This window comes from Secundilactobacillus odoratitofui DSM 19909 = JCM 15043 (assembly GCF_001434895.1).
In the GTDB taxonomy this organism is placed as follows: Bacteria; Bacillota; Bacilli; order Lactobacillales; family Lactobacillaceae; genus Secundilactobacillus; species Secundilactobacillus odoratitofui.
On record NZ_AZEE01000029.1, the window covers coordinates 380,519 to 398,218 of the forward strand.

Consider the following 17,700-nt stretch of genomic DNA (forward strand, 5'->3'; position numbering starts at 1 on the left):
AGAGTCTCCTTCATACAATCAAATCTCAAACGAGATGGTGCATACTTAACTATATCAAATTATCCAATACCGAATACGTATGGCCATTTTAGAATTTTAAGACGCCGTGCCGCTCTAACTCACTTAGGTCACATGACAATCAAAAACCACATACCAAATTCAGGTATGTGGCTCATCAATCATATAGAATGTCTTTCACAACGTCTTCGCATACGGATAATGCGCCATCACTGGCAGCTGATCCCACTTAACTGGATAACCAGCGCCGTGAGCACAGAAAACTGAATCTGGCGTGTTAGGGACGTCACCAGTTGGATTATAGTCTGCTGCCTCAATCACCTCATCGGCGTTATGACAAGGTTGATATCCAGCAACTAAGCACTCCAATTGTCCTCGACCATGGGTATAAGCGTTGACTTCTTGAGAGTAACCCTGCATCTCAGAAACAGGGGCCGTGCCAACAATCGTAACGGTCTCTCCCGTTGTGACTTCAGGGGCATCAAATTCACCGTGCATCCGCTGAATATCCGTCATGGCCCGTCCAACTTGATCTTGAGTTACCGTCAGCGTGAATTGGTACCATGGCTCTAACAATTGACTTTGACCAGCACTGGCAGCCATCATTAGGCCCTGGCGTACTGCTCGCCACGTTGCTTCGCGAAAATCACCACCGACTGAGTGCACGTTACTGGCACGACCACCAATTAACGTGATGCGCATATCGGTAATTGGCGCACCAACCAAAACCCCAAGATGCTGTTTAGCTCGCAGACTCGTTAGCACCTGATGTTGCCAATTCTTACCGAGTACTTCCAGCGAACAGTCAGTATCAAACGTCACCCCAGTCCCAGGTTCCGTAGGTGTCATCGCTAAATGAACCTCAGCGTAGTGTCGCAATGGTTCGAAGTGACCTACCCCTTCGACTGGCGCCGTAATCGTTTCTTGATACAAGATACTGCCTTGGTCAAACCCAACGGTCAGTTGGAACTGTTGTTGCAATAATTGCTGGAGCACTTCCAATTGCATCAAACCCATCAATTGAACCCGAATTTCTTGTAGTTGTTCTGACCACGTCACGTGAAGCTGTGGGTCTTCATCCTCCAACTGTTGCAACGCCGCTAAGCAATCATGGAGGTCGTTCCCATGTGGGTCGACTTTATAAGCCAAGACCGGCTGTAAGAACGGTGTCGCTAGGTCATCTAAATTGCCCAATCCTTGGCCTGGTCTGGTCCCAGTCAGGCCGGTGATAGCACAGACCTCACCAGCAGATACGGTTGGTTGCACGGTGTATTTCACACCGTTATAGAGGCGCAATTGATTGATCTTTTGTTCTGGCAACACTTCATCACGTGGTTGCAAGGTGCCGCCCGTCACACGCACCCAAGTTAAGCGTTCACCCTTTTCATCGTGGGAAACCTTAAACACGCGGGCACCAAACTCAGAAGCTGGCTGCCGTTCAATTGTCCACCGATCTAGGCCGCTCATCAACGTATCGATACCAGTTAATTTAAGTGCTGAACCGAAGTAGCACGGAAAAACTTGTCGAGATTGAATAAGTTGTCGTACTTGGTCATCAGCTAACGTACCATCTTCCAAATACTGATCCAACAACGTTTCACTTTGGACGGCCATCCCTTCATACGTATCATCGGTTAATTGGCCTTCAGCGTTGGGGGTAAAAGTCAAGCAACCTGGATCTAATTCGGTCTGTAACTGCTTCATCACTGCTGCCTGGTCAACACCATCGGCATCCATCTTATTCACGAAAATAAACGTGGGCACCTGATAACGTTTCAGTAACTGCCATAACGTCTTGGTGTAGCCCTTTACGCCATCCGTTGCAGAAACCACCAGAATCGCATCGTCCAAGACACTCAACACTTGCTCCGCTTGGGCGCCAAAATCGGCATGCCCTGGTGTGTCGAGCAAGGTTAAGTTGAGATGATCCGTCTGTAAACTCGCTTGATGTGAAAAAATCGTGATACCACGTTTTTTCTCTAAATCATCTGGGTCCAAAAAGGCATCACCATTGTCTACTCGTCCCAGTTCATGCACTGTCCCAGCTTGATACAGCAACGCTTCAGAAAGCGTCGTTTTGCCAGCGTCAACGTGGGCAACAATACCTGTTACGATATGTTTCATTGATTGAACTCCTTACATTTAGCATTAAAGTTGTTGTTCCACGTGAAACAACAACCCGTTAGTTTTGTTTTTTAAAGTGTAATTCCGTTAACTCACCCATAACGGTGGTATCGGCCAACGTTAACCGTTGTTCATCATCATTAGGTTCAAATAACCGCTTGCCCCGTCCGAGCAAAACCGGCGCAATCTGAATCCAGTACTCATCAATTAAATGAGCGGCCGCGAGCGCGGAGACGATGGCTCCACCACCCACGATCCAGATTGCTTTTCCTGACTGCTGTCTTAATTGCCGAACCAGTGTCACCGGATCAGTATTTTCATAGCGACCACCATTAACTTGACCTGCTTGGTGCCTGGACAGAATAATTTTTTCTTTATCCGGATACAACGGCTCATCGCCAAGAATCTTTAGCGTTTCTTGGTACGTTACACGCCCCATCACAACCGTATCAACTTGGCGCTCAAACGCTTCATACGTTGATTGTTGATTTAAATCCGTATCGAATAACCACTGTAAGTTGTCGTGATTATCTGATAGGTAGCCATCTAAACTGATGGCCCCATAGAAATAGACTGGTCGCATACCCGTACCTCCACAAAATGATTTCGAAGTTTAATTATACACCAGGTTAGTCATAATTGACGGTTCAACGACGTGTAAGTACTCGGTTGGTAGACAGTAAATCAACCATTCAAACCAGACAAAATATCAATAATGATTTATATTGCAACTTTCTAATTGTAAGGGGTTCCTAAATGAAAATATTTTTCGACCAATTTTAGACCTTTCCCATGATGTACTGTGCCCGTCAAATCAACGCTTGTGAATTCAAAAGACCGTTAGATTGCGATTTATCTCACAAACAAACTTGTTGTAACCGAATTCAAAAAACGCTATCATTCTGGTATACCATTATTAGCATTAAATTAGAAACCTACCTTTAGGAGGTACCCAATATGGCTTACGCAACAATTAATCCTTACAATAACGAAGTCGTGAAGGAATATCCTTACGCAACTGATGAAGAACTCCATGCTGCCTTAGCAACTGGTCACGCACTCTACAAGAAGACCCGTCAACAACCCATTGCTGACCGTGCTAAAATTTTGCACAACGTTGCTGCTAAATTACGTGAACATGCTGACGAATTAGCCCGCGCATGTACCATCGACATGGGTAAGTTACTTCGCGAATCTGAAGGTGAAGTTGAGCTTTGTGCCATCATCGCCGACTGGTTTGCTGATCATGGTGAAGAATTACTGAAGCCAGAAGTGCTTGATACCATTGCTACTGGTCACGCCGAAGTGCAACACCATGCTACTGGGATCGTCATGATGGTTGAACCATGGAACTTCCCATACTACCAAATCATGCGGGTTTTCGCGCCTAACTACATGGTCGGTAACCCAATGATTCTTAAGCACGCCGGTAACACCCCTACTTCAGCACAACTCTTTGCTGATATTGTCTTAGAAGCCGGTGCGCCTGCTGGTGCCTTAACGAACTTGTTCTTATCATATGACCAAGTAACCGAAGCCATCGAAGACAAGCGTGTGCAAGGTGTTGCCTTGACTGGTTCAGAACGTGGCGGTACTGCCGTTGCCGAAGCAGCTGGTAAGAACCTTAAGAAGAACACCATGGAACTTGGTGGCATGGATCCATTCGTTGTCTTAGGTGACGCAAACATGGACGATGTCATCGATATTGCTTGGCGTGCACGTCTCTATAACGCCGGTCAAGTATGTACCAGTTCAAAGCGTTTCATTGTGATGGATAACGTATACGACCAATTTGTCGATGCTTTAAAGGAAAAGTTCAGCAAGGTAGTGCCTGGCGACCCATTGGATCCTAACACTTCACTTGCCCCAATGAACACAAAACGTGCCAAAGAAAAGCTACAAAAGCAATTAGACGGTGCCATTGCTGCCGGTGCTAACGTAGTTTACGGTAACGAACCAATTGACTTACCAGGCCAATTCTTCATGCCAACCATCTTGACCGACATCGACAAGAACAACCCGGCCTACAAGGAAGAAATGTTCGGCCCAGTTGCTGCCGTTTACAAGGTACATTCAGAAGAAGAAGCTATCGAACTCGCTAACGATAACCCTTATGGTCTTGGCGGTATCGTCTTCTCAGGCAACGCCGATCACGGTGCCGAAGTTGCTGCCCAAATTGAGACTGGGATGGTCTTCGTTAACAACTTCATGGTTACCTTACCAGAACTGCCATTTGGTGGTGTTAAGCTCTCTGGTTACGGCCGTGAAATGAGTCAAATCGGTGAATTAGCCTTCACTAACGAACAATTGATTGTGAAAGCCGACAAGCCTAACTTGGACAACGTTGCTGGTGGTTTAGTTGCCACTGATCCAGCACCTGTTACACAGTAAGCGTTAAATAATAAAAGAAGTCGCCTGTAATTGGGCGGCTTCTTTTTTTAAATTACCTAGTGAAACGTATATGAAAGAAAAGAGGTAGTCACGCACACACGACTACCTCTTTTTGATTACTGTCCCTGAGCAACCTAAGCTTGCAAAGAATCATAGGTAAAACGGCTAGCGACAACAACAATAAAAATTCAGCGTTCAACATACGTATCATTATTATTTTCTATCTACTTAGCAAAAAGTAAACCAATACCCATTTTTTGATCATCGTTAAGCCTCCCAACTAAAAGTTCTATCTGGCATAACAATTGGATTTTCATTCGTTTGACTAAGTTTTACACCGATTGTTGTACTCCACCCGCCCAGTTCATCTTTACTAATGTAACTCAAATCGAAATTTAGTCGTTGTGACCTCGCATTCAATTTCACCTTCGATAAATTTCCGTAACTGAGTTTGGCACTAAGCGGTTTCATGGCATCAGTCAAGTGTGCTGTTGATACTTTTTGGAACCAAACCTTTCCAGATATAACGGTGAATAACACAGCTGTATTATTATCGTTTTGCACCAAAATTTGCTTCACAACACCTGATTGACTGTATGTTGCAACTCTGATTGCGACATTGGTTATTCCTTGATTCCAACCTATCCACTCAGCTTTATCCAATTTTGTTCGTGCATTGAAAAAATGAACCTGAGTTTGATACTTGCCCACATGTAATGCCTTGGCGTAAATCCAACTTAAATGTTTACCTCGAGCCGTTTCAACACGATAATAAATGCCATGTTGTCTTGTCTTAACTCTGCCCGTTACATACAAAGTTTGATGATTATAATTATCAGCAAAGTGAATTTCGCGGTTAGCTACCTGTGTTCCGGGCGCGAAGGTCCAAAAATTATGCTTTGTGTTCACTAAGTAATACGGACTTCTTGTAACTCGTTGGACCTTTCCTTGCGTATGGATTCGCCTTACCGTACTTTGAGGTACGTAAAACAGCTTTGCCTTTCGTTTGGTGGCACTGTATGGAATTGGTCGTCCCGGCACCGATCCAAGTTGTCGATACAACGTTTGGTTAGTGGCACGTCGAAGGCCAAAGTAGACTGTACCCCTAGCTTTTACCTGCTTGACATAAAAATATATCGTATGCCGACTTTTAGCTTTGCCTAAGTACCTCGAATTCGAATTTAATGCTCTTGGAAAACTATACTTTTTTACTCCAGTAGTTTTAAACACGTAACCATCTGTTGTACTGGCCTTAGCCGATTCTGACACACTTAATCCAATCAATAAACCCGTAAAAACACCCAAAAGTATGATACCCATCCATTTGCTTTTCACGTATTGCGCCCCCATTTTGATCACCAAATTACGCCTTTTTAAGAGTCATCTGTTACTTATCAGTACGTACTCAAATATCAAAATAACGAATCATTTTGATTCAATGCAGAACTATCGATGCCGATGAATGACCCTAAACTTATTTCCCAACACATTAATATACTGACTGATTGAAACTTCATCGTACATTTTCTTTGAAACCGACAGCCAGTACCGGTCAGATTTAATCAAGATATTCAAAAGATACCGTGGCTGGTTATCTCGTTTAATAGCATTACCAGCATACCAAAACGGATAGTAGTTGCCACTATCGACTGATTGTTGCATCGTACCAGGATTAGCATCTGTTCCCATATTTGCCGCTTTAACGGCCGAAAATGATGCGGTATGTTTACCCTTAGTTTCCACAATACTGGCATCCCGACTAGTCTCGACATAGCTCGGATAGCGATTTTTCCCGGTTCCAAGGTGAATGCCTTCCATATACGGCGTTCCTTCAAATAGAAATGACGTCTTTTCGTTGCGAACGATGTTCAGGCTTTTCTTATCCACTACCTCAGCCTGCATCGCACCGACTCCCTTTTGATCAGCGTCCGTCTTTACAGATTTTTGAAAGCCACAAGCGCTACAAGCTAGCACGATTACAAGTAACATCCCCATCAGCTTGATATTTTTAATCAAAGTGTGCCCCCCCTAAATTATCTACGTGTTTTTAGCCTATCGATGTATCGATGACCAGTCAAGCATTAAAACAATACCAGTCAGTCAATCTCAGTATCAAAATCAGAAACATACTATGAATGAACACGACAAAAAAAGCTGCCCCGAATGACTAAACTCATTCGAGGCAACGTTATTTTAAACACTATCTATCCTGTCTCATCTGCGACCACGGCTGTGAATGTAGCATCCAAGTGACACCATAGTGGTCAATAAACTGCCCCATTTTGCCACCCCAGAACTGTTCTTCGAACGGCATCGTAATGTCAACTTCACCAGAAGCAGCCAAATGGTCGTAAAAATCATCCGCTGCCTTAACGCTCTCAGGATCCTCGGCGTTAACGTCTAGTAGCAAACTAATCTGTTTACTGCCCTCAGTCGCACCATTAAACGCATCTGCACACTGTAAATCAACGCCAAGCACAGTAAAGCCGGCGTGCATGGTCAAATTATCCAAATCAGTACCCTCGGGAATACCGAACTGCTTCGCCTGCTCCGGCTGTGGGTTCAAGCGGTAAATATTGGTCGCACCAAATACCCGTTTGTAGTAGTCTAGCGCTTCTTTAGCGTTGGGAAAAGCAAGATAGGGATATAGCTTAGCTTGCATCGTTAACACCTCTGCTTCTGTATTTTTAAAACACCTTGATTATACTTGTTTCCACAATCTGGCGGTAGCGGTAAAACCGTATTTAACGCGATTTTACAACCACTCCTGGTAACCTATGGTAAAACAACCACCTTACCAAAACTGTCTGAACTGTCGAGGTAGGCCTGTGCATCAGCTGTATGGGCCAAGTCAAAGGTTTTAACGGGTGAAATAGTTAAATGATGCTGTTCAATGACTTGCAGAAGTTGATTGAACTTTGCCTCTGAAACACCATCCGAATTATACTCACCGTCCGAACTAAAGACCGTCATGTAAGCGCCAGAAGTCATCATTGCGATTGGATCAAAGTCCTTCACGCTCCACACGCCACCAAGCTCCCCAGTGATACAAACGATGCCACTCTCAGCGAGTACTTTCATCGAATCAACCATGGTCAGCGGACCAACCAGTTCGAGGATTTTGCTGAAACGTTGCTCAGTCTGCAGGTGGTTATCTCGGTCTTCAATCACAGCGTCGAACCCAGCTGCCAGCAGCCGGTCTGTCTTAGCCAAATTACGGGTAGTTGCGGTTACAGTGATACCCGGCACCATTGCCTTAGCAAGTTGTACCGCCGCCACCCCAACACCACTGGTTGCGCCGCGCACCAACAATGTGTCGGTCGCCGTTAGCTTCAAGTTGAGCAGCGACCCAAATGCCGTAAAGTAGGTCTCAGGAATTGCTGCCAGGTCAGCCCAATTTAAGGCGGTTTTGACCGGATAAATATTTTGATTGGGAATCAGCATATACTCAGCGTAACTACCGTCAAAATTACGACCCATGCCACCCATCAACGTCACCACTTTTTGTCCCTTGGGCAGCCGCGCTTCATCCGTCGTTTCAGCAATCTCGCCAACACCTTCAATACCCAAAATTCGGGGTAGTTTAACAGAGGGCGACCAGCCATTACGTGTGAAAATTTCGGAGCGATTGATACCAAATCCCTTTACTTTAATGAGTGACCAACCTGGCTTAACGGTTGGCGTTGGAACTGTCGTGTAGGTTAAAACGTCAGCGTTTCCTGGTTTTGTGAGCACAATTGCTTTCATGTTGGTACTTCCTTTCTTGATGAGGTGCGTTGGTGATGGATAGTTGAATTTTAGGATATCTGGCTTGTTTATGCGCCATAGCCGAAACCCCAAATAGGCTTCCTGACTTCGTCGGGTCGTGCGACAAAAGTCAGCACCGGGCTATATAAGGACCTCCTTCAAATATTCAGACGGAATATCTGAAACACTTTGTATGCTACATAGCCGAAACCTGCGACAAAAGTCAGCACCCGGCCATATAAGGACCTCCTTCAAATATTCAGACCCAGAATATCTGAAGGAGGTCCTTATATTCTGGGTGCTAAACGACTTTTGTCTCACTCTTGTTTTTTAACTGGCCCCCTCTTTTTCTCCTCAACTGGTGCTTGGTTCTTGGGGGCTTTCATCTATAATGAATCTTGTTGCCACGCCTTAGCCAACGCGTGGATACCGCCGATGATTTGGTCGTCGTCTGCTTGGCGTAAGCTTAACACGACACTGGGGTAAGCTGGGGTTAAATTGGCCCAGCATCGATCTGGGTCTACTAACCCCACGCTGGCATTCTCTGCCAACTGAATCAACGTTTTGACTGGCCGCTTATCATGTAGTCTTAACGTCACGAAACTACCAGCTGTACTACCCATTTCTGATACCATGTCGGACATTTCAGCTTGAACAGTTTTCATCAATAATTGGTGCCGATTGGCGTAAACGATAGTTAGCTGACGCATATAGCGTTCCAAGTCGTCGTTTTCAATCAGTTGACTGATGATCTGCTGCTGAAGCTGAGAATTCCGGTTCGGCAGGTGACCATACAACGTCTGATAGCGTTCAACTAGATCCTCTGGTAACACTAAAATCCCCATGCTAAGTGACGCACCTAGAATTTCGTCAAAGTTAGTGTAGTAAAAGCTACGCTCACCCGCCAAGTAATGGTGAACAGCCGGTGCCGGCTCGCCATTGTATGTTAAGTTACCGTCCGTATCTAGCTCAATCAAGTATCGTTGATTTTGCTGCAACCAGTCGGCAAAACGTTCTCGCTGAGCAACCGATAAACCGGCGCTATCTGGAAAATTATGGGTCGGCGATAACACGACACCAGCGGCCGTTGGGATATTTGCCAAGTCACGAAATTGCGTGATTGGCACCCCCAATGTTTGCCAAACCATCCGAGCATTGGGCGCAATTGGCTCTGCTACTGCTAACCCGGCGGTCTTAAACAGTGGCATGAGGTTGCCGATAATGCCAGCTGCCTCCGTGAACCCACTGGTAATGACAATCTGATCAGCCGTAATGTGCAAGTGTTTTAATCGGGCTAAATAATGCACGAGCTGTTCACGATACGCCAGGTCGCCATTTGCCGGTTGAATATGTTCAACGCCACGCTTTAAAACTCGTAACTCGGCCGCTTGCCACGCTTGAATTGGAAACAGGTGCAAGTAATCATACATTTCCGTAAAATCGTATTGATAACTTGGCCGGTGTGGCTTCGTTAGTGCTGGTGTCTTGACCACAAATGGTAACTGGTTGGTCACGTGATAGCCTGACGCGGGCCGGCTAACGAGGTAACCCTCCGCTACCAAATCTTGGTAAGCGTGCTCAACTGTATTGCGACTTAGCGCTAACTGATGCGCCAGATATCGGGTACTTGGCATCTCTTGACCAGGCTGACGAACACCGGTTTCAATTTCAGCACGAATTTGCCGGTATAGTTGCCGGTAAATCTGCTCTTTGGCTTGACGATCAATCATCAGCATTACGATTCCCCCTAATTCAGTCACTCATATTATACTCGAAAGGAACTTACTCATGAATATTTTAACGATTAACGCACACCCAGATTACCGTAACCCACAACGTTCTGCTAACCAACTCGCACAATTTGCTTCTCAGAAGCTCACGACACTGGCACCCAACGCACACGTTGAACAACTGACGTTATATGCGCCAGATGCACAGATCCCGGAGATTACCGGTGAGAACCTCAACAACCCCGCCTTAATTGCCGATGCGCAGGATGCGCTGATTGATCAATGGAAACGTGCTGACCTCATTTTAATTTTTACACCACTCCACAACTTTAACGTGGTTAGTCGTCTCAAGGATTATATCGACAACATTCTAATTGCGAATAAGACGTTTAAATACACGGCGGATGGCTCAGTTGGCCTTCTGGATGGTCATCAAAAAGTTGCGTTCATTCAAACCAGCGGTAGCGATTATGAACATGATATTCGTTACGTTAACGCCGACATTGCGCCACACTATATGCGCACCATTTTAAACTTTATGGGCATCACCAAGATGGAACTAATTCGTGCCCAAGGTCTCGACCTCGTCGAAAATGACAAGGCAGCATTAGTTGAAGCCGCTAAAAAGCAGTTGGGTGACTACCTAACAAGTGTCACGACCGATTAATGACTGACTCATTAATTTGATGATTTAAGTCAATATATCAAGAGCCCGAATCAGTGCGACTGCGCTGATTCGGGCTCTTAACTTTGTCGTTAATGCTTCATTTTACCTTGTCGAAAGGCTTCAATCATGGTCCAACTCAAGCTGGCAGTTGTATCGTCATGGGGAATATCGACCCGCTTGAACCATTTGGCCGCTGATAGCTCATCTTTTTCGAGTTGAATATCGGCTGCTTGGTCGAGTTCTGCAAAGAAACCGACTAGTAGCGCACCAGAGAACCCCCATGGTTGACTGTCAAAGTAGGTTATGTGACGAACAGAGAGGCCAACTTCTTCCTTCACTTCCCGCCGTACTGTATCCGCTAGTGTTTCACCAATCTCGTTATATCCCGAAATTAAGGCAAATTTGTCATAACCGTAATTGGATAGAAACTTTGTCAGTAAAATCTGGTCACCATGTGTCACCCCAACAATCACAGCCGGTGCAATTTTGGGAAATTCAACGTGACCACAATTGGCGCAATTAAGGGCCCGTTCTGTCTTATCCGGTACCATTCGATGCCCACAACGACCACAGTATTGATTAGTCTCGTACCAATTGCCCAAGTGAATCGCAATCGTACTGGCAAAGGCTAAGGACTGCGGTGAAAGCTGTCGTAATGTTGGCGTCCCTGCATAGTTCTCGCCAGGAATTGTCTGACGTAGTAAAAAGTAGGCTTGGTCGTCAATCGCAAATAAGTATGTGAACTGCTCCGGGTTAACCTGCCAATTTGCAACGGCTTCTTTGACAGTTGGTACTTCCTGATCAGCTAACAATAACACCTGTCGGTTGGCATAGATAAACAGCCGGTCATCAGGTCGCGGCAAGCGTTGGTCGGTATATTGATTCTTCAAAACTGCCGGCGTAATTTCGTGTAACATCCCATTCGTCTCCTCGTATTAGTGAATGGTTATCATTATAGCGACACGAATCAAAATTTGTCCATTTTAACATTAAAAGCCCGACACTGGAGGGATTCGGGCTTGGTTGAACACTAATTAAATTAAGCTTTGGTAACTGGAATATACGCGGTTAACTGACCGTGGTCGTAGGACTCAAGGTTAAAGTTACCAGCCACGTTCCAATCGCCATCTTGAGCAATAGTGCCATACGCATGGGCGACCGTGTTATAGGCCAGTTGTGGCGTATCTGATTCACCGGTAAAAACAGCGTAGTCGCCACCTGGCAACGTATAGGTTTCATCGCCAGCTGCATCTTCGACGAAGTAATACTGATGACCTTCCAGATTGGCATTAGCCGCGACGTAAGTACCCGACGTCACGTGAGCACTTGCAGCCGTTTTAGCTTGACTGAAAGCCGCCATTTCCGTCGGTGCCGGTAAAGTATGGCGGGTGGTCTTAAAAGATTGCGCTGGTCGCGTCTCGATAGTTAAAGTCATGGATATCTGCTCCTAATCGATTTAATGGGTCAAGTATAGCTGACTAAATATGACATCAGTTTGTCATATTAAAAACTATTTAGCTTTTTCCATTAAATAATTTCGGAATTCAATTTCGCCAATCGTTGCGATATTTGGCCGAAGTACGACAAACCCATGCGCTTCAAAAAATGGTAGTGCCGTAATTGATGCGTATGTGTAATAGCGTGAGCTTGGCACGGTTCGTTCCAATGCCTCAAGCAAGGCGCTCGCATACCCCTGGCGTTGATGTAAATAACTGATGAATAGTCGATCTAAATACCCGTCAGCCGCCATATCAGCAAACCCCAGGATTGTCCCTGCTGCATCAACAGCTACCATTGTCGTATGCGCCATCAAGCTTTCGTGCCATGCCACCATACTCACCGGTCGTTTGGCCCAAGCTTCAATTTGGGTAGGGGTGTAGTCTGCCACGTTAATTCGGTGGACGGTCGTTTGGAACAAATCGCGCGTACTGGCAGCATCAGTTGGTTGATACGGTCTAATCCGTACTGGGCCGTGACTTATTTGTGCCATGTCCTACAATTCCGCTTCTTTCACCTGTGAGCGTAACCGTTCGCGATACTTGAACAACCACTGGTCATCTGGATACTGCGCCATGATTGATTCAGCGAATTCGACCGGATCATCACCGACGATATTTTGCACCGGCACGTTTTCGCTGGCACTTTCTTGAAACATCCGTAAAATCTCGTCCAGCGCATCCATCATGCCAGCTGAACTGGCAAAGTTCCAGATGTAGGCCTGTAACGCCTTTAAGGTTTTCGCATACGGTTCAGGTAGTGCTTCGATGTCTTTTTGATACTGACGCCAACGCTTTTTATCGCCAATGAATGTTTTTAAAATGTTAGCCATGTTACTTCTCCTTTAACTTGGTCATTGTGTCAGTCAAGAACGTCCACTTCTGCCAAAATTCAGTCAAATACGCCTGCCCAGCATCGTTTAACGTATAGAACTTTCGTGGTGGTCCCATTTCCGACTTACGACGTTCAACGTCTAATAGCCCCTTTTTTTCTAGTCGCAACAAAACGGTATAGACGGTGCCTTCAACAATATCTTCAAAGCCAAGATCAATTAGGTAGCTAGTGATTTCATAGCCGTACGTTTCGCCCTTACTGATGCGCTGGAGCACGATACCTTCCAGAGCACCCTTTAATAGCTCGGTTAAGCCTTTCAAAGTCTGACCTCCTTTGAACTAAATGATTTTAATTGATAGGTTATTCGTTAATACTAGGTACTGGTAAATCGTATCAATTTGTAGTTCATTGGTCAAGTCAGCCGATTCTCACCGGAAACGTGAGGTCGCTTGTCAACCATCACCGTCAGTGCTACGCTCACTTTAACAAAGCCATCAACTAGGAGGTTCCATCATGGATAAGCGACTAACAACGCAAGCTAACCACCGTTCCGTACGTCGTTTTACTAATCAGCCCATTACTGAAGCAATTCGCTCAGAGTTAGTTACGATTGCACAACACACCGCTACCTCACACTTTTTGCAGTCATTCAGTATCATTCGCATCGACAATCAAACGCTCAGACAGCAAATTGCTGACATCAGCCATCAATCATATGTGAACGGCAACGGTGATTTGTATATTTTTGTACTGGATCAATTCCGTGCGGCAACGTTAGCCAACGCCGCTGACGTCCACGAACTAGGTTCCGCTGACAAATTTATGCAAGGCGTCTCCGATACCATCCTGGCAGTGCAAAACATGGTGAACGCGGCTGAAAACTTAGGCCTCGGAACCGTTATTTTAGGTAGCATTCTGAATGATCCGCACTCACTTATTCAACTACTCAAACTGCCCAAGTACACTTTTCCAGTCTTGGGGGTCATAGTTGGCTATCCTGACCAAGCGACGGCACCCAAGCCCCGAATGCCACAATCAATGATGCACTTTACTGACGCCTACTCAACGGAATCAGCCGTGGCTGAGATTGACGATTACGATCGTATTATTCATGATTACTACGCCAACCGCCAAACTAATGCGCGGTCTGAAAGTTTCACAAACCTCCTGACTAAATCAGCCACAACTTCACCGGCAAAGCGTCGCGAGATTTTAGCGGCTATTCATCAACAAGGTTTCTTACTCGAATAGTTGATTTTAATCCGCTGTTCTGGCTCCGTGCGTCCCCAATCACTGTCCCCGCAACTATTGCTCTTCTACAACCGTAGCGAACTGTGCTAAAATAACAAGCGCTGCACTATCTATCACGAGGAGCTACTAATTTAATGAACGAAATTCTAAAAGAACAGTTTTTTGTCGACGATTTATCGGCTGATCAAAAAACAGTGATTACTGATATTAACGCCTATATCAAACAAGGCCTACAGAGCAACCAACACTCTGTTGCCATTATCGAAGGCGCTGCGGGGACCGGTAAATCCGTGGTGTTAATGGAACTTGTCCGTCAGTACATGACTGATAAGCACTATAAGACCTCTCTAGTGGTCAACCATCCCGAACTCTACAAAGCCTACCGTGATTTGGGTGCCTCAATTCCGGGTATGCGAACATCTGAGATTCGTCGCCCAACCTCACTGATTAATTACGCTCAAAAGAACCATAAAACGTATGACGTCATTTTCGTTGATGAGGCTCATCTGCTTTACTCAAAGTCAGAGCCTTACGCACACTATCGTGGTCAAAACCAGCTCACCGACTTAATGAATTTAGCCAAAATGGTAGTCGTTGTGTACGACTTCGACCAAGTCTTCCAGTCTAAGATGTACTGGGACAAAGACCTGCTATTCAATACGATCGGCAAGCATCCCTACAAGTTGTTCAGCATGAACTTCCAGTACCGGATGGTAGCCAGCGATGACCAAGTTGACTGGATGGACAATCTTACCGCCGAAAAACCCATGGCTGTATTTCCAGACGACAGTGACTTTGAATACAAGGTCTTCGATAAGGCTGGTGACATGTTTGAGGCTATCAAGAAACGTAACAAGGAAGTTGGCATGAGTCGGATGGTGGCCACTTCAGGCTTTCCTCGCATCGATGGCCGTCATAACGTGGAAATGGACTCCTTCAGCCTCCCTTGGGATGAATGGGACCCACAGCGAACTCACTGGGCGAAGCGGGAAGGCTCCATTACGCAAGTTGGAACGATTTATACGCTTCAAGGCTTTGACTTAAACTACGTCGGCATGGTTATTGGCCCGTCGTTTGGCTACGACAAGGCCACAGACACCATGACCATTATTCCTGAAAAATACTCGCATAAGGAGATTTTCAAGAAGCGTAAGGATATCAAATTTACCCGTGACGAGTATAAAGCGTTCATCGCTAACGTTTTGAACGTGCTCATGAAGCGTGGTAAGTACGGCCTGTACCTGACCGCTTACGATCCAGATTTGCGGGCTCGATTACTCGAATTGTACGAAGAACGGCAGTAATAACGCTGAATAAAACGCCAGAATGGACTTACAACTGTTAAGTCTCATTCTGGCGTTTTTGGATACGCTGAAGCGGTTCATGGCGCGCAACAAAAAAATTGTGCACAATAAGGCTTCTCACAACTAATTGACCTCATCAAGTGTTACACTATTGGTAAATAGTTTAACTCGGAGGTGAACCAGATGACATCTTACGCACTGATTTTCAACCCACACGCCGGTCATAACGGCGCCACATCCGTCGCAAATCATATTGCGCAACGCATCAAGGCAGCGGGCCACCAAGCTTTAAAACAGCCGACTTCAAAACCCGGTGACGCCACGACCTTAGCCTTTACGACCTTAGCTGACGTGGCCGTCGCAATTGGTGGTGATGGCACCATCAACGAAGTAGCGGCTGGCCTAGTTAAGCGACGCCGACCACCGAAGCTCGGCATTATTCCGCAGGGCACCGTCAATAATTTAGCCCGAGTGTTACACATTCCATTAAACGCTGATCAGGCTCTAGATAATTTGCTTCAAGGGACGCCAAACCCCCTTGATATCGGAATGGTCAACGATCACGTCATGATTTCAACCATGACACTCGGTGTATTGGCCAACGCTGCGGTCTCTGTTTCGCAAAAGGAAAAACAGCGGTTTGGCCCACTGGTGTTTCTCGTTCGCGGATTGAGAAGTCTCAGTAAAAACCAACACTGGCATCTCGCAATCAAGGGCGCTCAGAAAACCTGGGAACGCAACACTGCCTTTCTATTAGTGACCATGACCAATTCCGTTGGCGGCTTTCTCAACTTTGCGCCACAAGCTAAGTTTGACGACGGCATGTTTCACGTCTTTGTGGCGCCTGAATTGACTTGGCGGCGTACGTTCCTATTAATCCCTTATTTTCTCACGGGTAACTTCAGCAAACTTCCCGGCATGACCTACTTCGCCACTAATCAACTCACCATCACCAGCCTGACTTCACGTTTAAAGAGCCGTGTTGACGGTGATCCGCGTGACAGATTACCGCTAAAAATGCGTGTAATTTCGGATAAAGTGGAAGTCATGATAAAACCGGCGTAGGTATCTCATTTGATAGCCAATAGTTGAAAAATCACCGATTACCATGCTGCGTGCACATTGGTAATCGGTGATTTTTTCGGTTCACTCGTCATCGTCTTTATTCTCTGGCTAGGACCCGTTTATTTGCTGAAGCGAAAGAATTCTAAATATGATTTCAGTTCTCGGCAAATGTCGGGTTACTTGAAAGAATAGGTAATTGGCTAATTTTTAATTCAACAAGTATCTCTAAAATAACTGGTATTCTTGTTAAATCGTCGGATTAATCCTCACTATTCAACCACTCTGAAATTAACGTTTCGTAAATCGGCATAAGTTGCTCCTGCTCCACGTATTTACCAAATATGGAAATGGCGGTCATCTGCTTTTGTAACGCCGGTGTTTTTACCATCAATCGCTTAGTCCGTTTGACTGAAGGATGGCCCATCAGTGTTAACCATTCTGAAACGCGCGATTCAGTTTGTAGCGCTAAAAAATCTTCAATTGAAGTTTCCTTAAGTTGACAAAATAATGTATCTGCGATTTGGATACCCTTTGCATCCAAATCTCCTAAATAAGTAAACCGGATGCCACGAGCCTCTAAACGTTGCATTAACGTCACATAATCAGTCTGAAAGTCGTTGCCGCCTTGATTAATTAGTGACCAGTTAGGGTGTTGGGTAGCTAGTAACGCAAAAATACCGTTATTCTCTACAATTACAGCCCGATCTGTAGCCAATGGATAGTCTAACATCTGATCTCGCTGCCACGGGTTTAAAGAAAGTGGCTGTGGTAAATCCGTTTTAAAAATGTGATTGCAGACAAACGCCATTCCAATTAACTTAGCTGTTAATTCATTGAGTGTTTGATTTTTAAAATAGTGACGCAACACCCACTGATAGTAATTATACAGTGACGGATTAGCAGTTGAATCATTCAGGCTGTGAGCGGGCAGTCCTAGATTTACGGCCTGTTGTCCGCGTGGCGGCAACAACTGTCGAGATTCAATTTGATTAAAAAGGGACTCTAGACGCCAAGCATCTGGTGGTGCTATGCGTCCTGTTGCATGCTCATATTTTTCATAATAGGTCATTGT

At 45.5% G+C, this 17,700-nt stretch carries 18 protein-coding genes; 5 read left to right on the plus strand and 13 right to left on the minus strand.

Annotation, left to right across the window (positions count from 1 at the left end; all coding sequences use genetic code 11):
• Nucleotides 1-195 precede the first annotated feature (195 nt).
• Nucleotides 196-2,142 carry an elongation factor G gene (locus tag FD04_RS09790; protein ID WP_056948563.1) on the minus strand — a complete coding sequence of 649 codons (1,947 nt, stop codon included), beginning with the start codon at nt 2,140-2,142 and terminating at the stop codon, nt 196-198.
• 58 nt (nt 2,143-2,200) lie between these two features.
• Complete coding sequence (locus FD04_RS09795) at nt 2,201-2,725, minus strand: dihydrofolate reductase family protein (RefSeq protein ID WP_056948565.1); 525 nt, start codon at nt 2,723-2,725, stop codon at nt 2,201-2,203.
• A 374-nt stretch (nt 2,726-3,099) separates the two neighbouring features.
• On the opposite strand from FD04_RS09795, the gene FD04_RS09800 reads away from it, so the two are divergent.
• Nucleotides 3,100-4,533 (plus strand): NAD-dependent succinate-semialdehyde dehydrogenase, encoded by a 1,434-nt coding sequence (locus FD04_RS09800; RefSeq protein ID WP_054701684.1) that lies wholly within the window; start codon nt 3,100-3,102, stop codon nt 4,531-4,533.
• A 267-nt stretch (nt 4,534-4,800) separates the two neighbouring features.
• Here the strand turns inward: FD04_RS09800 and FD04_RS09805 are convergent, their stop codons facing one another.
• The 5 genes from FD04_RS09805 to FD04_RS09825 form a co-directional block, all read right to left on the minus strand.
• Nucleotides 4,801-5,868 (minus strand): SH3-like domain-containing protein, encoded by a 1,068-nt coding sequence (locus FD04_RS09805; RefSeq protein WP_156660442.1) that lies wholly within the window; start codon nt 5,866-5,868, stop codon nt 4,801-4,803.
• A gap of 111 nt (nt 5,869-5,979) precedes the next feature.
• On the minus strand, nt 5,980-6,549 hold the full coding sequence (locus FD04_RS09810) for a hypothetical protein (RefSeq protein ID WP_054701680.1): 570 nt from the start codon (nt 6,547-6,549) through the stop codon (nt 5,980-5,982).
• Between the two features lie 184 nt (nt 6,550-6,733).
• The gene (locus FD04_RS09815; RefSeq protein ID WP_056948570.1) at nt 6,734-7,195 is read right to left on the minus strand and encodes a VOC family protein; all 462 of its coding nucleotides are present in this window, start codon (nt 7,193-7,195) and stop codon (nt 6,734-6,736) included.
• A gap of 113 nt (nt 7,196-7,308) precedes the next feature.
• Nucleotides 7,309-8,280: an alcohol dehydrogenase catalytic domain-containing protein gene (locus FD04_RS09820; RefSeq protein WP_056948572.1), complete on the minus strand. Its 972-nt coding sequence runs from the start codon at nt 8,278-8,280 to the stop codon at nt 7,309-7,311.
• Between the two features lie 386 nt (nt 8,281-8,666).
• Nucleotides 8,667-10,016 carry an aminotransferase-like domain-containing protein gene (locus tag FD04_RS09825; RefSeq protein WP_054701673.1) on the minus strand — a complete coding sequence of 450 codons (1,350 nt, stop codon included), beginning with the start codon at nt 10,014-10,016 and terminating at the stop codon, nt 8,667-8,669.
• Nucleotides 10,017-10,068: 52 nt separating this feature from the next.
• Here FD04_RS09825 and FD04_RS09830 point away from each other — a divergent pair, with 52 nt between their 5' ends.
• Nucleotides 10,069-10,677 carry an FMN-dependent NADH-azoreductase gene (locus tag FD04_RS09830; protein WP_054701670.1) on the plus strand — a complete coding sequence of 203 codons (609 nt, stop codon included), beginning with the start codon at nt 10,069-10,071 and terminating at the stop codon, nt 10,675-10,677.
• An 89-nt stretch (nt 10,678-10,766) separates the two neighbouring features.
• On the opposite strand, the gene nudC is transcribed toward FD04_RS09830, so the two are convergent.
• The 5 genes from nudC to FD04_RS09855 form a co-directional block, all read right to left on the minus strand.
• The gene (gene nudC / locus FD04_RS09835; RefSeq protein ID WP_056948574.1) at nt 10,767-11,594 is read right to left on the minus strand and encodes an NAD(+) diphosphatase; all 828 of its coding nucleotides are present in this window, start codon (nt 11,592-11,594) and stop codon (nt 10,767-10,769) included.
• Between the two features lie 122 nt (nt 11,595-11,716).
• On the minus strand, nt 11,717-12,112 hold the full coding sequence (locus FD04_RS09840; RefSeq protein WP_056948576.1) for an effector binding domain-containing protein: 396 nt from the start codon (nt 12,110-12,112) through the stop codon (nt 11,717-11,719).
• Between the two features lie 75 nt (nt 12,113-12,187).
• Nucleotides 12,188-12,667: a GNAT family N-acetyltransferase gene (locus FD04_RS09845; RefSeq protein ID WP_056948577.1), complete on the minus strand. Its 480-nt coding sequence runs from the start codon at nt 12,665-12,667 to the stop codon at nt 12,188-12,190.
• Between the two features lie 3 nt (nt 12,668-12,670).
• On the minus strand, nt 12,671-13,006 hold the full coding sequence (locus FD04_RS09850; protein ID WP_054701664.1) for a DUF1048 domain-containing protein: 336 nt from the start codon (nt 13,004-13,006) through the stop codon (nt 12,671-12,673).
• A 1-nt stretch (nt 13,007) separates the two neighbouring features.
• Nucleotides 13,008-13,328, minus strand: coding sequence for a PadR family transcriptional regulator (locus FD04_RS09855; protein WP_056948579.1), 321 nt, complete (start codon nt 13,326-13,328; stop codon nt 13,008-13,010).
• Nucleotides 13,329-13,521: 193 nt separating this feature from the next.
• Between FD04_RS09855 and FD04_RS09860 the strand changes: the two genes are divergently transcribed.
• The 3 genes from FD04_RS09860 (at nt 13,522) to FD04_RS09870 (ending at nt 16,628) form a co-directional block, all read left to right on the plus strand.
• A complete protein-coding gene (locus FD04_RS09860; protein WP_054701661.1) occupies nt 13,522-14,259 on the plus strand; it encodes a nitroreductase family protein in 738 nt (245 codons plus the stop codon).
• A gap of 134 nt (nt 14,260-14,393) precedes the next feature.
• Nucleotides 14,394-15,563, plus strand: a complete 1,170-nt coding sequence (locus FD04_RS09865; RefSeq protein WP_056948581.1) for a DUF2075 domain-containing protein — start codon at nt 14,394-14,396, stop codon at nt 15,561-15,563.
• A gap of 183 nt (nt 15,564-15,746) precedes the next feature.
• A complete protein-coding gene (locus FD04_RS09870; RefSeq protein ID WP_054701658.1) occupies nt 15,747-16,628 on the plus strand; it encodes a diacylglycerol/lipid kinase family protein in 882 nt (293 codons plus the stop codon).
• A 259-nt stretch (nt 16,629-16,887) separates the two neighbouring features.
• On the opposite strand, the gene FD04_RS09875 is transcribed toward FD04_RS09870, so the two are convergent.
• Nucleotides 16,888-17,697, minus strand: coding sequence for a DUF2399 domain-containing protein (locus tag FD04_RS09875; RefSeq protein ID WP_056948584.1), 810 nt, complete (start codon nt 17,695-17,697; stop codon nt 16,888-16,890).
• Nucleotides 17,698-17,700: the final 3 nt, after the last annotated feature.

What these genes read in the sequence shown, in the direction of transcription:
- FD04_RS09790 (WP_056948563.1), bottom strand. Translation starts at nt 2,142, where the DNA reads ATGAAACATATCGTAACAGGTATTGTTGCCCACGTTGACGCTGGCAAA.
- FD04_RS09795 (WP_056948565.1), bottom strand. Translation starts at nt 2,725, where the DNA reads ATGCGACCAGTCTATTTCTATGGGGCCATCAGTTTAGATGGCTACCTA.
- FD04_RS09800 (WP_054701684.1), top strand. Translation starts at nt 3,100, where the DNA reads ATGGCTTACGCAACAATTAATCCTTACAATAACGAAGTCGTGAAGGAA.
- FD04_RS09815 (WP_056948570.1), bottom strand. Translation starts at nt 7,195, where the DNA reads ATGCAAGCTAAGCTATATCCCTATCTTGCTTTTCCCAACGCTAAAGAA.
- FD04_RS09820 (WP_056948572.1), bottom strand. Translation starts at nt 8,280, where the DNA reads ATGAAAGCAATTGTGCTCACAAAACCAGGAAACGCTGACGTTTTAACC.
- FD04_RS09825 (WP_054701673.1), bottom strand. Translation starts at nt 10,016, where the DNA reads ATGCTGATGATTGATCGTCAAGCCAAAGAGCAGATTTACCGGCAACTA.
- FD04_RS09830 (WP_054701670.1), top strand. Translation starts at nt 10,069, where the DNA reads ATGAATATTTTAACGATTAACGCACACCCAGATTACCGTAACCCACAA.
- nudC (WP_056948574.1), bottom strand. Translation starts at nt 11,594, where the DNA reads ATGTTACACGAAATTACGCCGGCAGTTTTGAAGAATCAATATACCGAC.
- FD04_RS09840 (WP_056948576.1), bottom strand. Translation starts at nt 12,112, where the DNA reads ATGACTTTAACTATCGAGACGCGACCAGCGCAATCTTTTAAGACCACC.
- FD04_RS09845 (WP_056948577.1), bottom strand. Translation starts at nt 12,667, where the DNA reads ATGGCACAAATAAGTCACGGCCCAGTACGGATTAGACCGTATCAACCA.
- FD04_RS09850 (WP_054701664.1), bottom strand. Translation starts at nt 13,006, where the DNA reads ATGGCTAACATTTTAAAAACATTCATTGGCGATAAAAAGCGTTGGCGT.
- FD04_RS09860 (WP_054701661.1), top strand. Translation starts at nt 13,522, where the DNA reads ATGGATAAGCGACTAACAACGCAAGCTAACCACCGTTCCGTACGTCGT.
- FD04_RS09865 (WP_056948581.1), top strand. Translation starts at nt 14,394, where the DNA reads ATGAACGAAATTCTAAAAGAACAGTTTTTTGTCGACGATTTATCGGCT.
- FD04_RS09870 (WP_054701658.1), top strand. Translation starts at nt 15,747, where the DNA reads ATGACATCTTACGCACTGATTTTCAACCCACACGCCGGTCATAACGGC.
- FD04_RS09875 (WP_056948584.1), bottom strand. Translation starts at nt 17,697, where the DNA reads ATGACCTATTATGAAAAATATGAGCATGCAACAGGACGCATAGCACCA.